15 protein-coding genes and 1 pseudogene are annotated in these 17549 nt (G+C 52.1%); all 16 read right to left on the reverse strand.

Annotated elements, in window-relative coordinates:
- The coding region (locus tag IAD09_07500; GenBank protein HIT82064.1) for a relaxase at positions 1-1016 on the reverse strand (1016 nt) is incomplete at its 3' end.
- Positions 1013-1432 carry a metalloproteinase gene (locus tag IAD09_07505; GenBank protein ID HIT82065.1) on the reverse strand — a complete coding sequence of 140 codons (420 nt, stop codon included), beginning with the start codon at positions 1430-1432 and terminating at the stop codon, positions 1013-1015. The genes IAD09_07505 and IAD09_07500, both read right to left, overlap by 4 nt.
- 315 nt (positions 1433-1747) lie before the next feature.
- Positions 1748-2818, reverse strand: a complete 1071-nt coding sequence (locus IAD09_07510; GenBank protein ID HIT82066.1) for an AAA family ATPase — start codon at positions 2816-2818, stop codon at positions 1748-1750.
- A gap of 2 nt (positions 2819-2820) precedes the next feature.
- Entirely contained in the window at positions 2821-3195 is a 375-nt protein-coding gene (locus IAD09_07515; GenBank protein ID HIT82067.1) for a helix-turn-helix domain-containing protein, read from the reverse strand.
- 101 nt (positions 3196-3296) lie between these two features.
- Entirely contained in the window at positions 3297-4139 is an 843-nt protein-coding gene (locus IAD09_07520; GenBank protein ID HIT82068.1) for a hypothetical protein, read from the reverse strand.
- A 168-nt stretch (positions 4140-4307) separates the two neighbouring features.
- Positions 4308-5503: pseudogene (locus IAD09_07525) on the reverse strand (site-specific integrase).
- Between the two features lie 283 nt (positions 5504-5786).
- Positions 5787-6755, reverse strand: a complete 969-nt coding sequence (locus IAD09_07530) for a DUF3089 domain-containing protein (GenBank protein HIT82069.1) — start codon at positions 6753-6755, stop codon at positions 5787-5789.
- Between the two features lie 337 nt (positions 6756-7092).
- Positions 7093-8442 carry a TolC family protein gene (locus IAD09_07535; protein ID HIT82070.1) on the reverse strand — a complete coding sequence of 450 codons (1350 nt, stop codon included), beginning with the start codon at positions 8440-8442 and terminating at the stop codon, positions 7093-7095.
- Complete coding sequence (locus IAD09_07540; protein ID HIT82071.1) at positions 8439-11576, reverse strand: efflux RND transporter permease subunit; 3138 nt, start codon at positions 11574-11576, stop codon at positions 8439-8441. Before IAD09_07540 ends, IAD09_07535 begins: the two co-directional genes overlap by 4 nt.
- Positions 11576-12640, reverse strand: a complete 1065-nt coding sequence (locus IAD09_07545; protein ID HIT82072.1) for an efflux RND transporter periplasmic adaptor subunit — start codon at positions 12638-12640, stop codon at positions 11576-11578. Before IAD09_07545 ends, IAD09_07540 begins: the two co-directional genes overlap by 1 nt.
- Before the next feature lie 537 nt (positions 12641-13177).
- Entirely contained in the window at positions 13178-13714 is a 537-nt protein-coding gene (locus tag IAD09_07550; GenBank protein ID HIT82073.1) for a flavodoxin family protein, read from the reverse strand.
- Positions 13711-14511 carry a twin-arginine translocase subunit TatC gene (gene tatC / locus IAD09_07555; GenBank protein HIT82074.1) on the reverse strand — a complete coding sequence of 267 codons (801 nt, stop codon included), beginning with the start codon at positions 14509-14511 and terminating at the stop codon, positions 13711-13713. The genes IAD09_07550 and tatC overlap by 4 nt, the downstream gene beginning before the upstream one ends.
- Positions 14508-14729, reverse strand: coding sequence for a twin-arginine translocase TatA/TatE family subunit (locus tag IAD09_07560; protein ID HIT82075.1), 222 nt, complete (start codon positions 14727-14729; stop codon positions 14508-14510). Before IAD09_07560 ends, tatC begins: the two co-directional genes overlap by 4 nt.
- Positions 14729-15241, reverse strand: a complete 513-nt coding sequence (locus IAD09_07565) for an ECF transporter S component (GenBank protein HIT82076.1) — start codon at positions 15239-15241, stop codon at positions 14729-14731. Before IAD09_07565 ends, IAD09_07560 begins: the two co-directional genes overlap by 1 nt.
- 12 nt (positions 15242-15253) lie before the next feature.
- Entirely contained in the window at positions 15254-17128 is a 1875-nt protein-coding gene (locus tag IAD09_07570) for a TonB-dependent receptor (protein HIT82077.1), read from the reverse strand.
- Complete coding sequence (locus tag IAD09_07575) at positions 17121-17546, reverse strand: DUF1893 domain-containing protein (protein HIT82078.1); 426 nt, start codon at positions 17544-17546, stop codon at positions 17121-17123. Before IAD09_07575 ends, IAD09_07570 begins: the two co-directional genes overlap by 8 nt.
- Positions 17547-17549 lie beyond the last annotated feature (3 nt).

Here is a 17549-nt window from a genome sequence, read left to right on the forward strand (position 1 = left end):
GTCAGCTCGCTGCTGTTGGCAACCTCCCGGTAGTCGAACTCTTCATTGAAATAGTCAAGTACCCGCTCCGGGATATAGAAACGCTGTTCCGTTCCGCTATGGGAAGAAAGCGTATAGGACACCGATCCGGAACGATAGTAAGTATAGTCCATATCGGCTGTCGATCTTTTAACAGGTTCCGGCCGATGGATTTGAGAAGTATTGACCTGAGCGGCAAGCCTCTCCCGATAGTGGAGTTTTTGCCAGGTTCGGGGAAGTTTGGAAATCATCAGGTTACGGGCCACTCCCAATTCGGAAGCCTTGTATTTGGCATTTCCTTTGAGGATCGCATATCCACGGAGAATATCTTTCTTATCTTTCCGTTCATATACGGAATAGCCTCTCCGGGCAAGTGCCTTCTTGTATTCTTCCCATGACCACGATGGCATGGTTCTCAATACCTCCATACACTCTCTGCTTACTTCCGGAATGTTGCGACTTCGGATTTCTTCCGCAGTCTTCCAGCCACGTTTCACTGCAACTCGTTCGGCTGCACGTTGTGCCCGAAGATGAATGTTATGGTCATTGTTGATGTTTCCGTTTTCATCAAAGCGGCAAATTGCGGCGTGTAGATGGGGAACTTTCCCTTTGGATTCCATGTGCAGGTAAACCGTGTATTTGCTGTTTGCCAGATTGGTCGGGCTGGAACGGACTTTCCCGTCCTTGCCGGTAATCGTTTGTTTGTCGAACTCTTCGGCGAACTCGTGCCAGAGCTTTTGCCAGTCCTCAATGTCATAGAAACTGGTATGCTCAGGCGATGGACTCAACTCTATTCTGATTATGGAATTCTTGATCGGCCGATGCTGGGAAAGGGTCAACTGCATGGAGTTCCATATTCCCATAGCGTCCAGATCCGGGGGCAACAGATTGTCAAATACCCGATATATTTTTTCCGGATGCTTCTTGTGCTTTGATTCGCCAGTAATATAACGAAGGTCATTAATACCGTAAGATATGGCTTTGGCTTTTGCAATCATTTTTCTTCTGATTGAGGGTTGGACGGAATTCTGTTTTTCTCCTTTACGGCTTCCAGGAATTGGCAGACGCCTTCGGCAACATTGGAAAGTTCTCCGAGCCAGCCGACCATGAACGGAATCTGATTGAACATTACCATCCGCTGCTTTGTGGACATTCCGTGAAGTGCGGAGGTATATTTTACGAGATCAGACCGACAATTGTCCAGATTCTGAAGCAGTGCCGCCTCTTCTTTCGTGAGCCTCGCTTTGGGCTTGAAGTTATACGCACATGACAATATGTAGTCGCTTACGGTCATGCCGCATTGTTCGGCCAGTGATTTTATATGGTCTCTCTGGCTGGGAGTGACTTTTGCCCCGACAAAGACGCTTCTTGTTTCTTTCGGGGAAGCTGGTGTATTGACAATATCTTCTTTCATTTGAATCGTTGTTATAATGGTTGAAAAGGTGCGAGCTTGCGAGTACCGTACTGGCGAAGGAACTGAGCAGTCAAGAGCGCCAATGTACAACCGTAACGCAGTGAGGTTATACCTTGGCATATCTCGAAACAGTTACCTGTTTATCCTTCCCCGCAAGCCATATCGGATGCGTATAATGAATTGGCACTTGGACAAGGAAATGCAGGATAATATTATCCACTAAAAGAGGGGAGAAAATGAGTATCCACATGATGATTTCCTGCCGACTTTGCTTTATTCTAATATATACGCCCCTGCAATAAAGTAAAGTTGTACTCAGTAATGGTATTCTGGATTGAGAATATAATTTTTCCCCTCCTTTATGACCATCTGCTTGTTGCCAAGAAAGGTGGCTACTTTGACCGCCTTGTTGTAGCCGAGCTTTACATTATGCAATACGTAAGCTTCCTTCAGACGTTCCAGGTAGTCATCATAGCTGCCGATATTGCCATTGGCAAAAGCGGCAGCCACTGCAGCACGATGTACAGGCTCAGGAATCTCCCTCTGCGGATCGAACGGTTCTTTGGTTGGTCGCCCGCTCTTCTTCTCTTTGGACAGATATGGTTCTACCAGTTCGGGCAGGACGTCTTCGTTTATGCGGAAAGCGAAAGGTTCAAAGTCCCGGTCCCGGATGTGAACGGCCTCGACCACGCTTATGGCTTTGTCATCTTTGTCCACTTCTACCTGCAGTATGGTTTCCGCCTTGTTGTTGAGTTCCGTGCCGATGTGACCACGCGCATGTTCATCATTCTTGTTCTGATGCAGGACAGTATGGATATGAATTTGTTTGTCGTCCGTCCACTGCATGAATTTCGAGATAACTTCGGTAGATTCACTGGATGAATTGATGTCGTAAAGGAAATCACGGATGCCATCTATAATGACCAGACCCAAATCAGGTGTGGTGCCGATAGCTTCTTCGACTATCAACAGGCGCACTCTTGGTGCAAACTTGCGCAGAGACAACATGACCAGATTTTCCGGCACCTTGTCATCCGGCATTTCCGCCAAACGCAGGATGCGCTTCAGTACCTGTTGACAATGATGGCGTCCCTGCTCCGTGTCAATATACAGAATCTTCCTCTTGTTCTCGGGGAACATGGAACGGTAACGAAGAACAGTGCGGCCACTCAATGCTGATGCGGCAATGGCCGAAACGTTGAAAGTCTTCTTGCTTTTGGCTTTCCCGATGGAAGCGCTGAAATTCCCCAATGTGCCTATAACAGCATCATCCACCATCAACACCGCCGGAGCCTCTTCATAGCTATTCGTGACGCTCACGGCTGCTTCCTCTATAAAAACTGCCAGTTCCTCACGTGAAGGTATCGTTTCGTCCGTCTTCTCCATCATTACCAGTTTTTAAGGTTAGGTTTACGGCGATGGGAAGCGAGCATGGCTTCGTTCTCTTCCTCAAAAGTTTGCGGAGCCGGATTCTTTCGGGAGGATTCCAGCCATTTGTCCAGTTCATCCCGGTAAATGTATAGATGTTTCCCTTGCTTGATGACTGGAATATCATCTTTTTTGACCTTGTAATAAAAGGTCGATAACGGCATTTTGAGATAGGCGCAAGCTTCCTGCACGGTCATGGGGACGTGCGTGTTTTCTTTGGCTTCATGCTGCTTGGACAGTTTTTCTGTCAGCAGATTTTCCATGCTTGCTATCCGGTCGCAAAGTTCACCGACTACTGCCGGCAAGTCATTGAATGTAAGTTGGTCTGTTTTCATATTATAACTTTTTAATCGTTTAACATGCTGCGAACCAACCCAATGAAGCTTTGCAGAACAATACAGACCGGATTAATTATTTCATCTGCATACGTTTTTTGTTACGACTCATCGTTATCTGTTTCCAAATGGAAGCGATAGTCTCCCTTTTCAGGTACATCAATTGGAATCTGACTTGCTACCTGATCCCGCAAATTAAGTCTGAGATATTCATGACTCGCGCTTTCAAGTTCGTATGGAAATGATGCTTTGATAAAGACGGCTCTTTTCGCCAATGGTACTCTCAATCGTTCACCTACATTCCATGCCAGATGACGAAGTCCCGGTGACCGTAGCGGATTGTCAATATTGGAACGAATCGGTTTATAGAGTTCCGGCTGATCACAAGCCATGTACTCAATGTTGGAAATGAGAGTCGCTATAGCCTCTTTGGAGAGATAGGGGGCAGTCTTGATGGTTACATATTCCCGAATCGCATCCATAACCTTTACTTGTCTTTTCAGTTCTTTCTCTTTGAGTTCTTCCAGAATGGAATCATACTTTTCCAAATGAGATTCATTGGAACAATCAGGGACGACAGGTTCTTGATTTGACTGTGGGGATGGAGAATACTCCTGTTCAGAAGAATCTGCCGGTTGTTCGGTAGGCGGTGTTTCGGCAATACAAACAGGCTCTGTGGTGCTCTCTGATTCTATAACAGGGGAGGATTGTTCGCCAAAAGAGAAGTGGATGTGATTTTTCGTCAGCCAATTATAGAAAAATTTCTGCAGGACTCCACACAATATGATGGACATCGCCAGTCCGAGAATTACAGGAGTTGTTATGCGCATGATGTTGATGTCATGGCAAAGGGTAAAATAAGTGGCTATGGCCGCAAAAATGATGACGGATAGCGCAAGGATAAAACTTATTTTCTTAGTTCGGATTTGTTCTGTATTTGTCATCTTCTATCACTATTTGGAATTACTGTACGCCAAAGTTATGTGCGTTATTCCAGATACTGATAAATAATGAGTTATAATCGTCCTATTTTACACAAAAATTACGGATATAGTCCGATTTTTCGCTCAAAATCAAACTATATCCGCTAAAACAGGTGGTCAAAATGCCTGTCAGTCTTTCCGCATCAGGGTGATTTTCTTGCTGGCTTCACGCTTGTTGCTATCCACTACTTTCATGTACCTTTGGGTTGTGGTTATACTCTTGTGAGCCATCATGCTTTGTATGGTACGGATGTCTGTTCCGGCAGCCGCTTGCAGCGTAGCGAATGTTCTACGATAGGAGTGGAATGAAATCGGCTTCTCTATCCCGCATCTCTTCGCCACAGCCTTGATGCGTTTGTTCACCGTGTCAAGTGAGCCGACATTGAAAAGCCGCTTGTCAGTCCTGAACGGTTCGTAACGCCTGATAATCTGCATGGGGATGTCCATCAGCTTGATTTGGAACGGTACGCCCGTCTTTTGGCGTTTCGACACAATCCATGATGCGCCATTCATCTCAACGATGTTGTCGGTGGTCAGATTCTTGATGTCAGTGAACGAAATGCCCGTCCAGCACCCGAAAAGGAACAAATCCCTCGCCAATGCGAAGTTGGGATTGTCCAGACTGATTGTACTCAACGCCTGAATTTCATCTTCCGTGAGAAAGCCTCGTTCCTTGTGGTCGGGGTCAACGTGGTACATCGCAAACGGGTTTCTCGGTATCTTGCCATTGTAGTGCGCCGTGGTGACGATGTGTTTCAACGGTATGGAGTATATCCACACGGACGATTGCGCCAGCCCGACCTCTTTCGCAGGTACAGGCAGTAGTCACGGATGAAATCCTCCGTCAATTCGTTCATCGCCATGTCCGTCCGTTTGTATTGCTTCTTTATAAATTCCGCCACGTATTTGCGGACGGTCAGATACTTTTGGTACGTACGTTTGGAGCGGTCTTTGCCCACCCGTTTGGCAAACGCCTCGTTCTCCTTGTCAAAGGCTCGTAACAATGTTTCATACTCCGTGCCGATACCCTGGTAGGCGTTGCGTACCATTTCAGCCGTGACAAACGCCTCACGGTCGGAAAGCCGCTGGTAGTGCTTCGTTATCTGCGCCTTGATGTTGTCAAGCGCATAGTTCACCGCCACCGCCTCACGGCTCTTGCCTTTCGCCCTGTTGCCTTTGGCATCCCAAAGTCCCTTGGAAATGCGCTGTTTGCAACTGAACTGTGCGATAGTCCCGTTGATTGTAACCCGTCCCATGATGGGGACAATTCCGTTCTTTTCCTTGCTTCCGTTTACATAGAAGACCGTCTTGAAAGTGCTCCGCATAATCATTCTTTTTGTTTGGTGCAAAATTAGTTTATGGGAGTTGTAAAGGCAGAATGTAAACCTACGCAGAACACAGAAATAGAGTCTGTTGGCGTTAAATGTGCATCCGGTGTCGGGTAATGGTTTGGAAATGCATCTGTTGCTGCAATCCGCCCAAATCCGTTTTTCCGCCCTTATGTCATTCCGTGCCACCCGAAGCCAAACTCTCTGACCGTCAGTGAGAATGCTCAAATTCGCTTTATTCTGCGTTTTATCCTATTATTTTCACGGAAAATTCTTCGCACTAATTTCCTCTATTTTCGCGGTAGGCGTCGATGCGCTGTTTGAAGTTGCGGTGGAGGCATTCGCTGTATAGCCAGGGTTCTATGCCGTGGTAGTCGCCTACGTTGAGTATGTCGAGAATGTTGGGCAGGCTGCTGCCGTCGTATCCGTCGAGCACGAGCACCTTGTATTCGGGCGATAGGGTTACCGTGATGCTGTCGTGGAGCTGTGCCGGCGTGGCATCGGTGCGCCAGTTGACCGGGTTGATGCACATGACATTGGGCACGCTTGTCACCGGTTTTACATATTTCACGTCGGAGACGGAATTGTAGCAGATGGTGACACCCGTGTCGGTCGAGTCTTGGGCGGCGATAATCCACGGGGCCTGTGCTACGTCGTCGGGGGTGACTTTATAGCCGAGCACATAGGCGGCGACCAGCCGGGTGCGGGTCTCTTCGGACAGGGTTTTCAGCAGTTCGACCACCGACTTGCCTCCTTGGCTGAATCCCGCGAGAATAAACGGCCGGCCGTTGTTGTAGTGTGTCAGGTAATAGTCGAAGGCGTTCTGCACGTCGACAAATGCCACGTCGCGGTAACGGCGGTTTATCGTGTCTTCGTTGAGCGTGGCCCACGAGTCGAGCGTGATGTGCCGGTAGAACGGGGCGTAGAAGTTGTTGCCGTCGGCCATGTATTGGGCGACTTGGCTTATCTCGATGTCCATGTCGGCGCGGTGTTCGGGTTTCGACGGGTCGGCATGGTGCGATACGATGCCTTCGTTGGTGTACCAGTCATATTCCCATGTCGAGACGATGTAGAACACGTCGGCTCCTGTGCCGGTGTCGTTCAAGGCGATGTGCCACATGGTGCTGTCGGCGTATGATGGTTGTGCGGGAACGAATACCGATGAGATATGGGTCTGTTCGTCGGAACTTTGGCAACTTGCCAAGTAGAGGCTCGCAAGTAGCAGCGTACTCAAAAGTTTGGTTTTCATGTTTTTCCGTTGAATGATTTTTATAAGTGCCGGCTTCGGGGCGGAGCGTGTGTCGCGGTTTCCGATGTCGGCGCGAATGCGTTTTTTTGAGGCTGCAAGTTATGAATATTGATTGAGAAATTCAATGAAAAATCCCATCAGGAATGGATAAGGAGGGCGATTCGTGGCCGTCTGCCGTTGTTTCTCCTTGTGAGAGCGCGATTTAGACTATCGATGTCGGTCTGTTTCTGTCTTCCCCGTAATGCGAAATCGTGAAGAAACGCGTGTGGTTGGGCGGGAAACGGGTAGGGGGGATTAAAGCCAAAGAGGCGGCATCGGCCGCCTCTTTGGCTGGTATTTATTCCAATCGCCCGGTGGTGCGGCGGAATTCGGTTTCGTAGATTTTGTATTGCGTTTGGGCTTCGATGAGGTTGCTCTCGGCTTGTTGCCATTGCGATTGGGCGTCGAGCAAGTCGGTGAGGCTCGACATGTGCTGGCGATACCGGTCTTGCATGACACGCAGGTTCTCGCGGGCTTGTTGGCACCCCAGGTCGGCGGTCTCTATCATGGCATAACCTTCGGAGAGGTTTTGTCGGGCCTGTTGCGCTTCGATGGAGAGCAGCCGCCGGTTTTGCGACAAGTCGAGTTCGGCGTTGCGCAGTTGGAGCCTCGATTGTTTTATTTTTTTGAAGTTGGCTCCCCAGTGTAAAATGGGAATCGATACCGATACCATGCCAACGGTAAATCCGTCTTCGAATTTCTGCGTGTAAGGAATGGGGTTTCCCGTGGGGTCGGTGGTTATTCCTTGCAATTTGATATTCCCGTAATAGGTGTATCCAATGCTGAGTCCCGCCGTGGGAAGCATCTCGGCGCGGGTCATTTTTATCTGTTGCTGTTGAGCTTCGACCTGTTTTTGCAGCAGTATCAACTCGGGACGTTGTGAAATGTCGGCATCGAGGCCAAGGGGTGGTGTGATGGCGATAACCGTGTCGATGGCCGTTATCGGGGTTTCAAGGTCAGCTCCGATAATATGGCACAGGGCCAATCGACAAAGATTGACACCGTTGCGGGCTTTTTGCAACTGATAGTTGATTTCGCTGCGTTTGGCCTTGATGCGTAACAAATCGTTGGGTGTGGCCATCTGTGCTTGCACGCTCACTTCGGTTGTGCGGTAGAGCGTGTCGATTTGCCGGCAATAGCTTTCGAGCATGGCAATCTTGCGTGTGGTGGCCAGGAAGGTCCAGTAGGCATTGTCGGCATCGGCAATGACTTGCATGCGGGTCTTGCGCCGGGTTTCGTCGGCACATTCGGCTCCGATGCGGGCCAGTTTGTTGCCGGCGATGATTTTGCCGCCGGCATAGAGGGGTTGTGTGAGGGAGAGTCCCGCCATGTAAGTGCCTTTCATCTGCATTTTCATGCCCATGATGTCGATGTCTTCGACGATGTAGGCTCCCACGGCGCTTCCGTCGATAGACGGTAGGTAAGAGGTGAGGGCGATGGCTTTGTCGAGCTCGGCCTTGCGCAGGTTGTTATCGGCCTTTTGCAGCTCTTCGTTATGCGTCAGGGCCATTTCCCGGCATTCGGACAGGCTGAGTGAGAGCGGCGTCTGGCTGTTTGTCGCAAGAGGCAGAGCCGTGGTCGCGATGGCCAGCAGCCATCTTTTGGCCAATCGGTTTTGGAAGCGGATTATGGAAATAGAGGTTTTCATGCACAAGGTTTTTTGATGTGGAACAATGCCGTGTAAAAGAGCGGGAGGAGGATAAGGGTGATGATGGTTCCCACCGTGAGACCGCCCATGATGGTGATGGCCATCGAGCCGTACATGGGGTCACCGATGAGGGGTATCATGCCCACGATGGTGGTGAGCGAGGCCATGAGTACGGGGCGAACGCGGGACACAGTGGCTTCTACTACGGCATGATAGGGGTGCTGGTGTTCCTCGGTGATGAGCCGGTTGATTTCATCGACGAGCACGATGGCATTTTTTACCATCATACCCATGAGACCCATCATGCCGATGATGGCCATGAACGTGAAGGGCTGGCGCAGGAAATAGAGCGAGGGAACGATTCCACACAGGACAAACGGCAGGCAGAGAAGAATGAGCCCTACTTTTTTCCAACTGTTGAAGAGCAGCAATAAGATGCCCAAGATAAGGAATATGGTGATAGGAACGTATTTCAACAAATTCAATATCGCATCGTGTTGCAATTCACCTTCTCCCACCCAACGCATTTCATATCCGTCGGGGAGGGAAATAGCCTCTATCTCGTCCTTGATGCTTGACACGGCTTTGGCCGGGGTTGCGTCGAAGAGTGCATAGTTGGGGTCGCACTGAGCTTCGATGACCCGTTTGCCGTTGAGGCGCATCACACAACTCTCTTCCCAATCGAGACGCATGTCGGGGGCGACGTTGCTGAGCGGGGTGCTGCGCACCATGTTGTCGTGCAATTCGTTGAGTCCGGTTCCCCCGGTGAGTGCATTCATCACCTCATTTTCGTCAATGCGCACATTCATCATGCTCCATACGGGAATGTCGCCCAAGGACGAAATGCGGCTCCCGTCGTCATTGCGTACCAGCAGGCGAACGGGCAGTATGCGGTCTTGTTCGTAGATGACACCCACCGGCAGACCGTCGGTGGCGGCCAACAGGGCATTTCCGATGTCGCTCCGGCTGATGCCCGCGCGCAAGGCGTCTTGTTGCACATACTCGGCCACCAACGTCTTGCCTTTGGCTTTCCAGTTGTTCTCGACCGAGTAGGGGTCGATATAGGGGCTGTGCCGCATGATTTCCTCGGCCTGGCGGCTCAGGTCGCGCAGCACGGCCGGGTCGGGACCGGCAAATTCCACCTCTACCGTGTGGGAGGTCGAAATCGAGAAGTTGTATTTGCGTGCCCGGATATAGGCATCGGGATATAGGCTGCGCAGTTCGTCGAGAATGACAGGTATCGATTCGACGACGACGTCGTAGTCTTCGCAATCGACAATCAGTTCGCCGTAACAGTCTCCGCCCGAGGTCATGGGTCTTACGAGACAGTAGTGCGCCGGGGCGCTGCCCATGCTGGCCGATACCCGCACGATACCCTCTTTGGTTTTGAGTGTGCGGCTTATTTCGAGAAGGTCTTCTTTTACGTCATCGGGGCTGCTTTGCGCCGGCAAGAAGTATTCGATGACAAACTGGTCGTAGTCGAAATCGGGGAAAAACAGGTTTTTCACCTTTGTCATGCCGTAGGCCGAAAGCAGCAATACGCACACCGCTGTTGCGATGGTTGTTTTTTTGTACTCGATGAGGGTGGCGATGCTATGACGCACAAAACGGTGGACGGGAGAGTTCAGGCAACCCTCTTTGCTTGGGGCTTTCTCCCGAGGGGAAAGCCACGATTTGGCACACATGGGTACTTGTATGAGGGCCAATACCCAACTGGCCAAGAGACTCACGCAAAGTACGAGGAACAGGTCTTTGGCATATTCGCCGGCCGAGTCGGGTGAGAGGTAGATGCAGATAAACGTGGCGGCGGCGATAATCGTGGCTCCCAATAGCGGTAGGGCGGTGTTCTGCCCGATGCGATAGAGGTAGGTCTTAGGGCCGAAACCGCGTTTCTTGTCGATGAGAATGCCGTCCATGATGACGATGGCGTTGTCGACGAGCATACCCATGGCTACGATGAAGGCTCCCAGCGAAATGCGTTGCAGCGTGGTGCCGCATGCCAGTAGTATGGGGAAGGAGACGGCGATGGTGAGGACGAGCCCCACGCCGATGATGAGGCCGCTGCGGAATCCCATGGTGAAGACAAGTACCAAGATGACAATGAGCACCGACTCCAACAGATTGAGCATGAATGAGCCGATGGCGGCATCTACCAGGTCGGGCTGGAAAAATATCTTTTCGGTCTCCATGCCCACAGGTACCTGTTGCATCACTTCGGCCAGTCGGGCATCGACGGCTTTGCCTACATCGGGGACGATGGCATCGTTTTCGAGGGCGATGCAGATGGCGATGGCCGGTCTCCCGTCGACAAAGAATCCGTTGCGTTGGGGCTCGGCATAGGTGCGTTCGACCGTTGCCAGGTCGCCCAGACGCAACTGTTTCCCATCGGCCGTCGTGATGAGGAGGTCGCGTATGTCGTCTTCGTTCGAGATGGCACCGTCGATGCGTAGCGGAATGCGGTCGCCTTCCTGTTGATAGCTGCCGGCATCGATGGGTTTGCCGGCATTTTGCAAGGCCATCATGACTTGTGTGGGGATAAGACCGTTGCGGGCGAGGGTCTCTTTGGAAAAAGTCAAGTTGATGGTTTCTTCGCGGTTCCCGGCGATGATGACCCGTTTTACCCCGTTTACACCCAGGAGTTCTCGTCTGATGAATTTGGCGTATTTGTACATCTCGGGATATTCATATCCGTCGGCAGTCAGGGCGTAGAAGATGCCATACACGTCCATCATGTCGTCGATGACGACCGGGTCGTAGCAACCGGCCGGGAGCATTGCCTTGGCATCGTTCACCTTGCGTCGCAGCAGGTCGAAGTGTTGTTCGAGTTCATCGAGCAGTACGGTCATCTTGAATTCGACGGTAATTATGGCTGCGCCGTTTTGGCATTCGCTCTTTATCTTATGCACATTGGGCAGGGCGCGCAATTCGTCTTCCATGACCTGGGCCGCGTTCAACTCTACCTCATGCGCATTTGCTCCGGGCCAAGGTATCACGACCATGGCCTGTTTGGTGGCAACGGCAGGGTCTTCGAGTTTGGGCATTGCCATGAATGCCAAAACACCCGCCAACAAAATACCCGCCATGAGCGACCAGAAGAGGGTGGGCCGTTTGATAAAAAATTCGGTTATTTTCATTACAGTACCCCTCCTACGTTGGTTTGAGAATTGTGTTCGAGAATACGCACTTTGTCGTGTTCTTGCAACGTATTGACGCCGGCATTCACGATGCGTTCGTCCCCGTCGAGACCTTTGACGACGATAGCCCTGCCTGTCTCATCGGTGCCGTCGACGACAAGGCTGCGGCGCGACACGGTAGAGTCGTCATTGATGACCCACACGCAGGTTTCGCCGTTGTTGTAAAACAAGGCGTGCAGAGGCAATGTATGGGTCCCTGCTGCGTCGGGATTACTGAGCCGGATAATGACCTCGACGTTCAATCCCGGTGTTATTTCTTCGGCGGGAAGGGTTTCGAAGGTCAGTCTCATTTTATAGAGTTGGTTGCCGTCGGCTTTGGGCGTGATGCCGACCAATTTCAAGGGCAACTCTTCTCCCGAGGCATGGAGTTGCCGGCATGAAATGCGCTCGATGAGTTTGCGTTGTGCATAGAGCGATGCCGGAATGTCCAATGTCACATCGAGCCGGTGGGTGTCGAGCAGCGTGATGAAAGGGGTTCCGGCATCGACCATTTCGGCCTCTTCAAAGTTGATGCTCTGCACATATCCGCCGACCGGGGCATGGAGTCGGGTGTAATTGCATTTGTTGCGGTTGATTTGTAATTGCACGCCGACTTGTTCGAGACCGGCTTTGGCTTTCTCGTAATCGTTCCCGGCCAAGCTGTTGTTTTCATAAAGTTGTTCGAGCCGGGCCACTTCATGGCTTAATTGTTCGTGCTGTATCTCCAAGGCTTTGATGCCCAGGGTGTAGTCGGAGTCGTCGAGACAGGCCAACAGTTGGCCTTTTTCCACGCGGTCACCTTCTTTGACAACGATACGTTCGATTTGTCCTGCCGTTTTGAACCCCAGGTTTATCTCCTGGGCTTCTTCTACGATGCCTGTGAAGGATTTGAGCGAGTAGGGCAGAAGCGGAGTTGGCGTGGTCAATTCTACGCTTCTTTTCAGTTGTGTGTCCTGTTGGGGAGCTTGGCAGCCCGTAAAAGGCAGCAAGCCGATGAGTAACAGTAGTGTGGGTGATGCTTTCATTGTGTGATGGTTCTATAAAATGATACGGCAAAGGTAGTCTCGGCCGGTGTGAGTCTATACGCCTATTTGTAGGCAAGAATGTCCTATATGACGCTTTTTGGAAAAGTCTGTTGGCCGCGAAAACGAAATTTATACTTGCTGTCGGGGAAAGATTCCACGCTCAGAACAGGATATGGGTTTGATGAATAAGGGAGGGGGAAATAAACACCACGGGGGATTGTCCTGCAAGACAATCCCCCGTGGTGTGATAGGAGATAAGCGGGTGTTTCCTTATTCGTTGCCGACGATTACCCGCACCGTGGTTGTGGAAGAGTTGATATAGGGGGCATTCTCGGCAGGTAGGGCCGTTACCGAGAAATAGTAGAGCGAGTCGATGTTTACGCTCAATGCCGAGGTGTAGGTCTCTTGTGTCCTGCCTGTTGTGGTGCCCGATACGGTGCCGTTCCCTGTCGAAGTGCTGTGGAAAAATGAGTAGCTGTACTTGTCGGCATTTGAGAGGCAAGGAAAATCTCCTTTCCGAAAACACTTGTGGTCATCTTACACGTTGGCACCCATGCGGTAGGCTTCGTCGAGGAGGGGTGTCCCGTCGATGTCGCTCATTTTCCAAACGCCGCAACCGTAGAGGCACCCTTTCTCGACGGCTCCTTCGAGGCAGTCGGTGAAGCCGCGCAGGCTGTCGAACGTGCGTTCCAAGAGTTGCTTTTCTCCCTCGGCCGCCGTGGCGATGAAATAAAATTCCTTGTTGCTGATTTCGGTGTAGCGGGCGCAGCAACGGTCGATGAATGTCTTCATCTGCCCGCTCATCGTGTAGAAGTAGACCGGCGTCGCCAGCACGATGACATCGGCCTGAATCATCTTCTCGACGAGCTCTGCAACGTCGTCTTTTTGCGGGCAGGGTTTCCCATAGAGGCTGCATACGCTGCACCCGGTGCAGTAGTTGATGTGTTTGTCGGCGAGAAAAATTTTCTCGACATGGTGCCCTTTGTCGAGGCTTCCGGCCATGAAGCGGTCACACAGGGTGTCGGAGTTTCCGCCCCGTCGAGGGCTTGATGAGAAAATCAGTATGTTTTTCATTGTTTGGGTTCTGTTTTGATTGTGTGTTTGACGATAAAGATGCTCCATTCATAGAGCAGGTAGATGGGAAGCGCGACGATGGAGAGCGTGAAGACATCGCTCGTCGGGGTGATGATGGCGGCAACAACCAGTATCACCACGATGGCATGGCGCCGGTATTTCTGCATGAACTCGGTCGTGAGGATACCCAGTCGGGCGAAGAGCCAGCAGAGAATGGGTATTTCAAACACGACACCCATCATCAGCGTGATGGTCATCATCGTCTCCATGTAAGATTGGAGGCTGATGAGGTTTTCTACATCGGGGCTTACCTGGTATGTGCCGAGGAACCTGAACGTGAGCGGGAAGATGAGGAAGTAGCTGAGCAGTACTCCGGCCATGAAGAGCAGGTAGCTGTATGTGACGGCACGCACGACATACTTCCGTTCGTTGACATAGAGCGCAGGGGAGACGAACCGGAAGAGTTGGTAGAGTATGTAGGGCGATGCGCAGAGCACCGCGGCATACATGGCGGCCGTCATGTGTGCCGTGAACTGCCGGGCCAGACCGGTGTTGATGAGCTCTACCGTGAAAGGCTTTGTCGTCTCGCCCCACAAACCGGCCAGTTTGTCGAGGAGCCGATAGGTAATGAAGTCATTCTTCTGCGGGCCGAGAATCACGGCAAACAACGGCTCTTTGAAGACAAATGCCGTGATGCCCAGTGCGATGACAACGACAACCACCTTTATGAGGCAAGCCCTCAGGTCATCGAGATGTTCCCAGAAACTTTGTGGCGTGTCTGTTGTCGGGTGGCTCATTTCGGTTGGTCGTCCTCTTTCGGTTTTTGAGGAGCGTTGTCGTTGTTATCGGGGTCTTTCTCGATGCCGTTTACTCCGTCCTTGAAACTGCGGACGCCTTTTCCGATGCCTTTCATCAGCTCGGGAATCTTTTTGCCGCCGAAGAGCAGCAGCACGATGAGGGCGATAACGAGAATTTCTTGCATACCGATACCTCCAATTAGCAACAATGTGTTCATTATTTCCGAATTATATAGTTAATACAAGCGTATCCGCCGAAAACTTGCAGGAGCATGCCGGGAATGCCCATACGCAAATCCTGTGCGGCCAGGTAGGCGCTGCCGGTAATTGCCCATTCGCCGATGAACCCGATGGCCTGGTAAGCCACCACGACCGCCGCAAGGAGCAGGAGGGTGGCTTTGTGGAAGCGGGCGGCCGTGAGTCCGGCGACGATGGCGAGGCATGCCGATTTCAACAGTATGGCGGGCAGAGCCGCAGCGGCCGGCATGCCGAAGAGCAGGCTGTTGATGACTGGCGAAAGCACGGCGGTGAGCAGACCGGCCTTCCAGCCGTATTTATAGGCGGCTATCAGGGTGAAGAAGTAGATGGGCAACCAGATGAGCCCTCCTTGCGGGAGCAGATGGAAGAGTTGCGGCAGAATGATGTTCCCGGCCACGAAGAGCAGGGCGATGCCGTAGGTCTTGGCTTGGCCGTAGGGGAGAGAATAGAGTCTGACAGTTGATGTTTGCATAGTTATATGATTTTAAAATTGAATATCGAACCCGCCCATGCAGGTGGCCCGAGGCATGGGGTAGCCTTCGTTTATCTCATATTTTTGTGCCAGCAGGTTTTCCCCTTTGGCAAATATAGTTAAAAAACGGAATATCCGATAACGGGCACACAGATTCCACAACAGGAAATTTTCACGCTCCGGTGTGTCGAGCGACGTGTAGAGGCCGTGCACATATTGCACATCGCTCGATACCGACCAGCGGTCGTCGCTGTAACCGACCGTTGCGCAGGCTTTATGCTCGGGCGAAGCCAGCAGCGGTCGTTCCATGTGCAGCCAGCTGTATTGTGCCGAGGCTCTCCATGACGGGGAGATTTGCCACTGGACTTCGCATTCGATTCCCATGTTCTCGATATTCCCGGTATTGACGTTGAGGGTACCGTTGGGTACGCGCACGGTTTGTATCAGGTTGCTGCCGGTGAGGTAGAAGAGGTTGACGCCATAGGAAAGCCGTTCCTGCGGAATGTGTTGCGAGAAGGCGATTTCGTAGTTGATCACCCGCTCGGGTTGCAAATCGGGATTTTGCGGCGGGAACATATACATTTCTCTTATCGTGGGATTGCGGAATCCTTTGCCTACCACCGCTTTCATCTCGATGTGGCGTGGTAGATGCAACGAGATGCCGCCTTGGGGAACCCACTCGTTCCCCACATGGGAATTATGGTCAAATCGCACACCGGCGTCGAGCGTGAGCCGTTGTGTGATGTCCTGTCGCATGTCGACATACCCGGCGATGTCGTCGATGTTTTTGTCAACCAGCATTTGACGGGAGTCGGTGGCCGGAAAGCGATTCCACGCTTTGCCGCCGAAGTGTTGGTAATCAACGCCCAAGGTGGTAAGGTTCCCCTCGAAGAGACGGACGTTCTGGTATGCCGATAGGCCGGCCATGTGGTCTTTGGAGTTGAACCGATAGTCCAGCGGCGTGCCGCCTTGCACATAACCGTCGTTGATACGGTGGCGGCCCCAGTTGTAAAAAGCCGTCACGCTACCCGAGGTTTTCTCGTAACGGTTTTGGACATAAAGCGAGGTCACTCCCCGGGTGATGTGCGAATCGTTGTCGATGCGCGGAGCCGATACCGGTCCGGGATTGGAGGCGTTGAAATGTGTCAGGTTCAGGTCGGCGCCTGTTTCCCAAGCCGACGACAGCGTGTATGAAAGTTTGACGCTGCCTCCCATCTGTTCGAAACCCATGTCGCGGCGGTGACCGTCGGTGCGGTTGTAGAAAGCCGAGACCGTGCTGCCGAAATCTTTTGCTTTCGTCTGGTTGATCACCTCGCTCGTCAAGGTGTTGAATGAGCCGTATCCCGCTCTGAGTCGGGTGTGCGAACCTTCGTCTGCTTGCCGGGTTACGATGTTGATGACACCGCCCATGGCGTTTGAGCCATAGAGCATCGAAGCCGGCCCTCTCACGACCTCCACTTTCTCGGCGATTACCGATTGATAGGCGTCGGCAATCGGGTGCCCCATGAGCCCCATGTATTGCGGGTGCCCGTCGATGAGTACCAGCAGTCCCGATGTCGGACTGTTGCCGATGCCGCGCAGGCTCATGCCTCCGGCTGCCCCGGTCGATACGCCATAACCCAGGATACCCCGGCTCGTGGCGAACAGTCCCGGCACATGTGCGTTGAGAACGGGGAGCAGGGACGATTCATGGCTGTTCTCAATCATGTCGCGGCCGATGACCGTCACGGTCGACGGGAGCCTTCGGCTGTCGGTCTCGCTGCGGGTGCCGGTAATGACTACTTCGTCGATGTCGACACCCTTTGAGAGAGAAAGCGTGTCGACCATCGACGAGGCCGTGGGGAGATTCACCAGCATGAGCAGGCACACGAGAATCGGGTTACGCATGGGTATGCAGATTCATGTTTTTTACAAAAGTGTCGATGAGCGGCAGGCATTCTTGCGGAGTGCCTGCGTCGGCGCACAACTTTTCGAGCGGACAGCGGTCGGTGTGGGTGCGGTTGATGATGTAGGCGACTTTCTGCCCATAAGCGACTTTTATGCCGACACGCGTGAGCATCTCATAAGCACTCTCGCTGATGACGTCGGCATAGAGCTCCTTTATCCCGCCGATGGCCATGAGGGCCGCCGCACCTTTCCCCACCACTTTGTCGGCCATTACGGCACCATGCAGGAATCCGGGCGCTTCGTTTACGAGCATATAGAGGTCGTTCACCCCCCGTTGTGTGAAGGTGCGGGTCGTGTTGCCCTGTCTGATGACGCAGGAATAACCGCCCTCATGCAGTTGTTCGATGAGTTGTTCCATACG

The organism is Candidatus Caccoplasma merdavium, assembly GCA_018715595.1.
GTDB lineage: Bacteria > Bacteroidota > Bacteroidia > Bacteroidales > UBA11471 > Caccoplasma > Caccoplasma merdavium.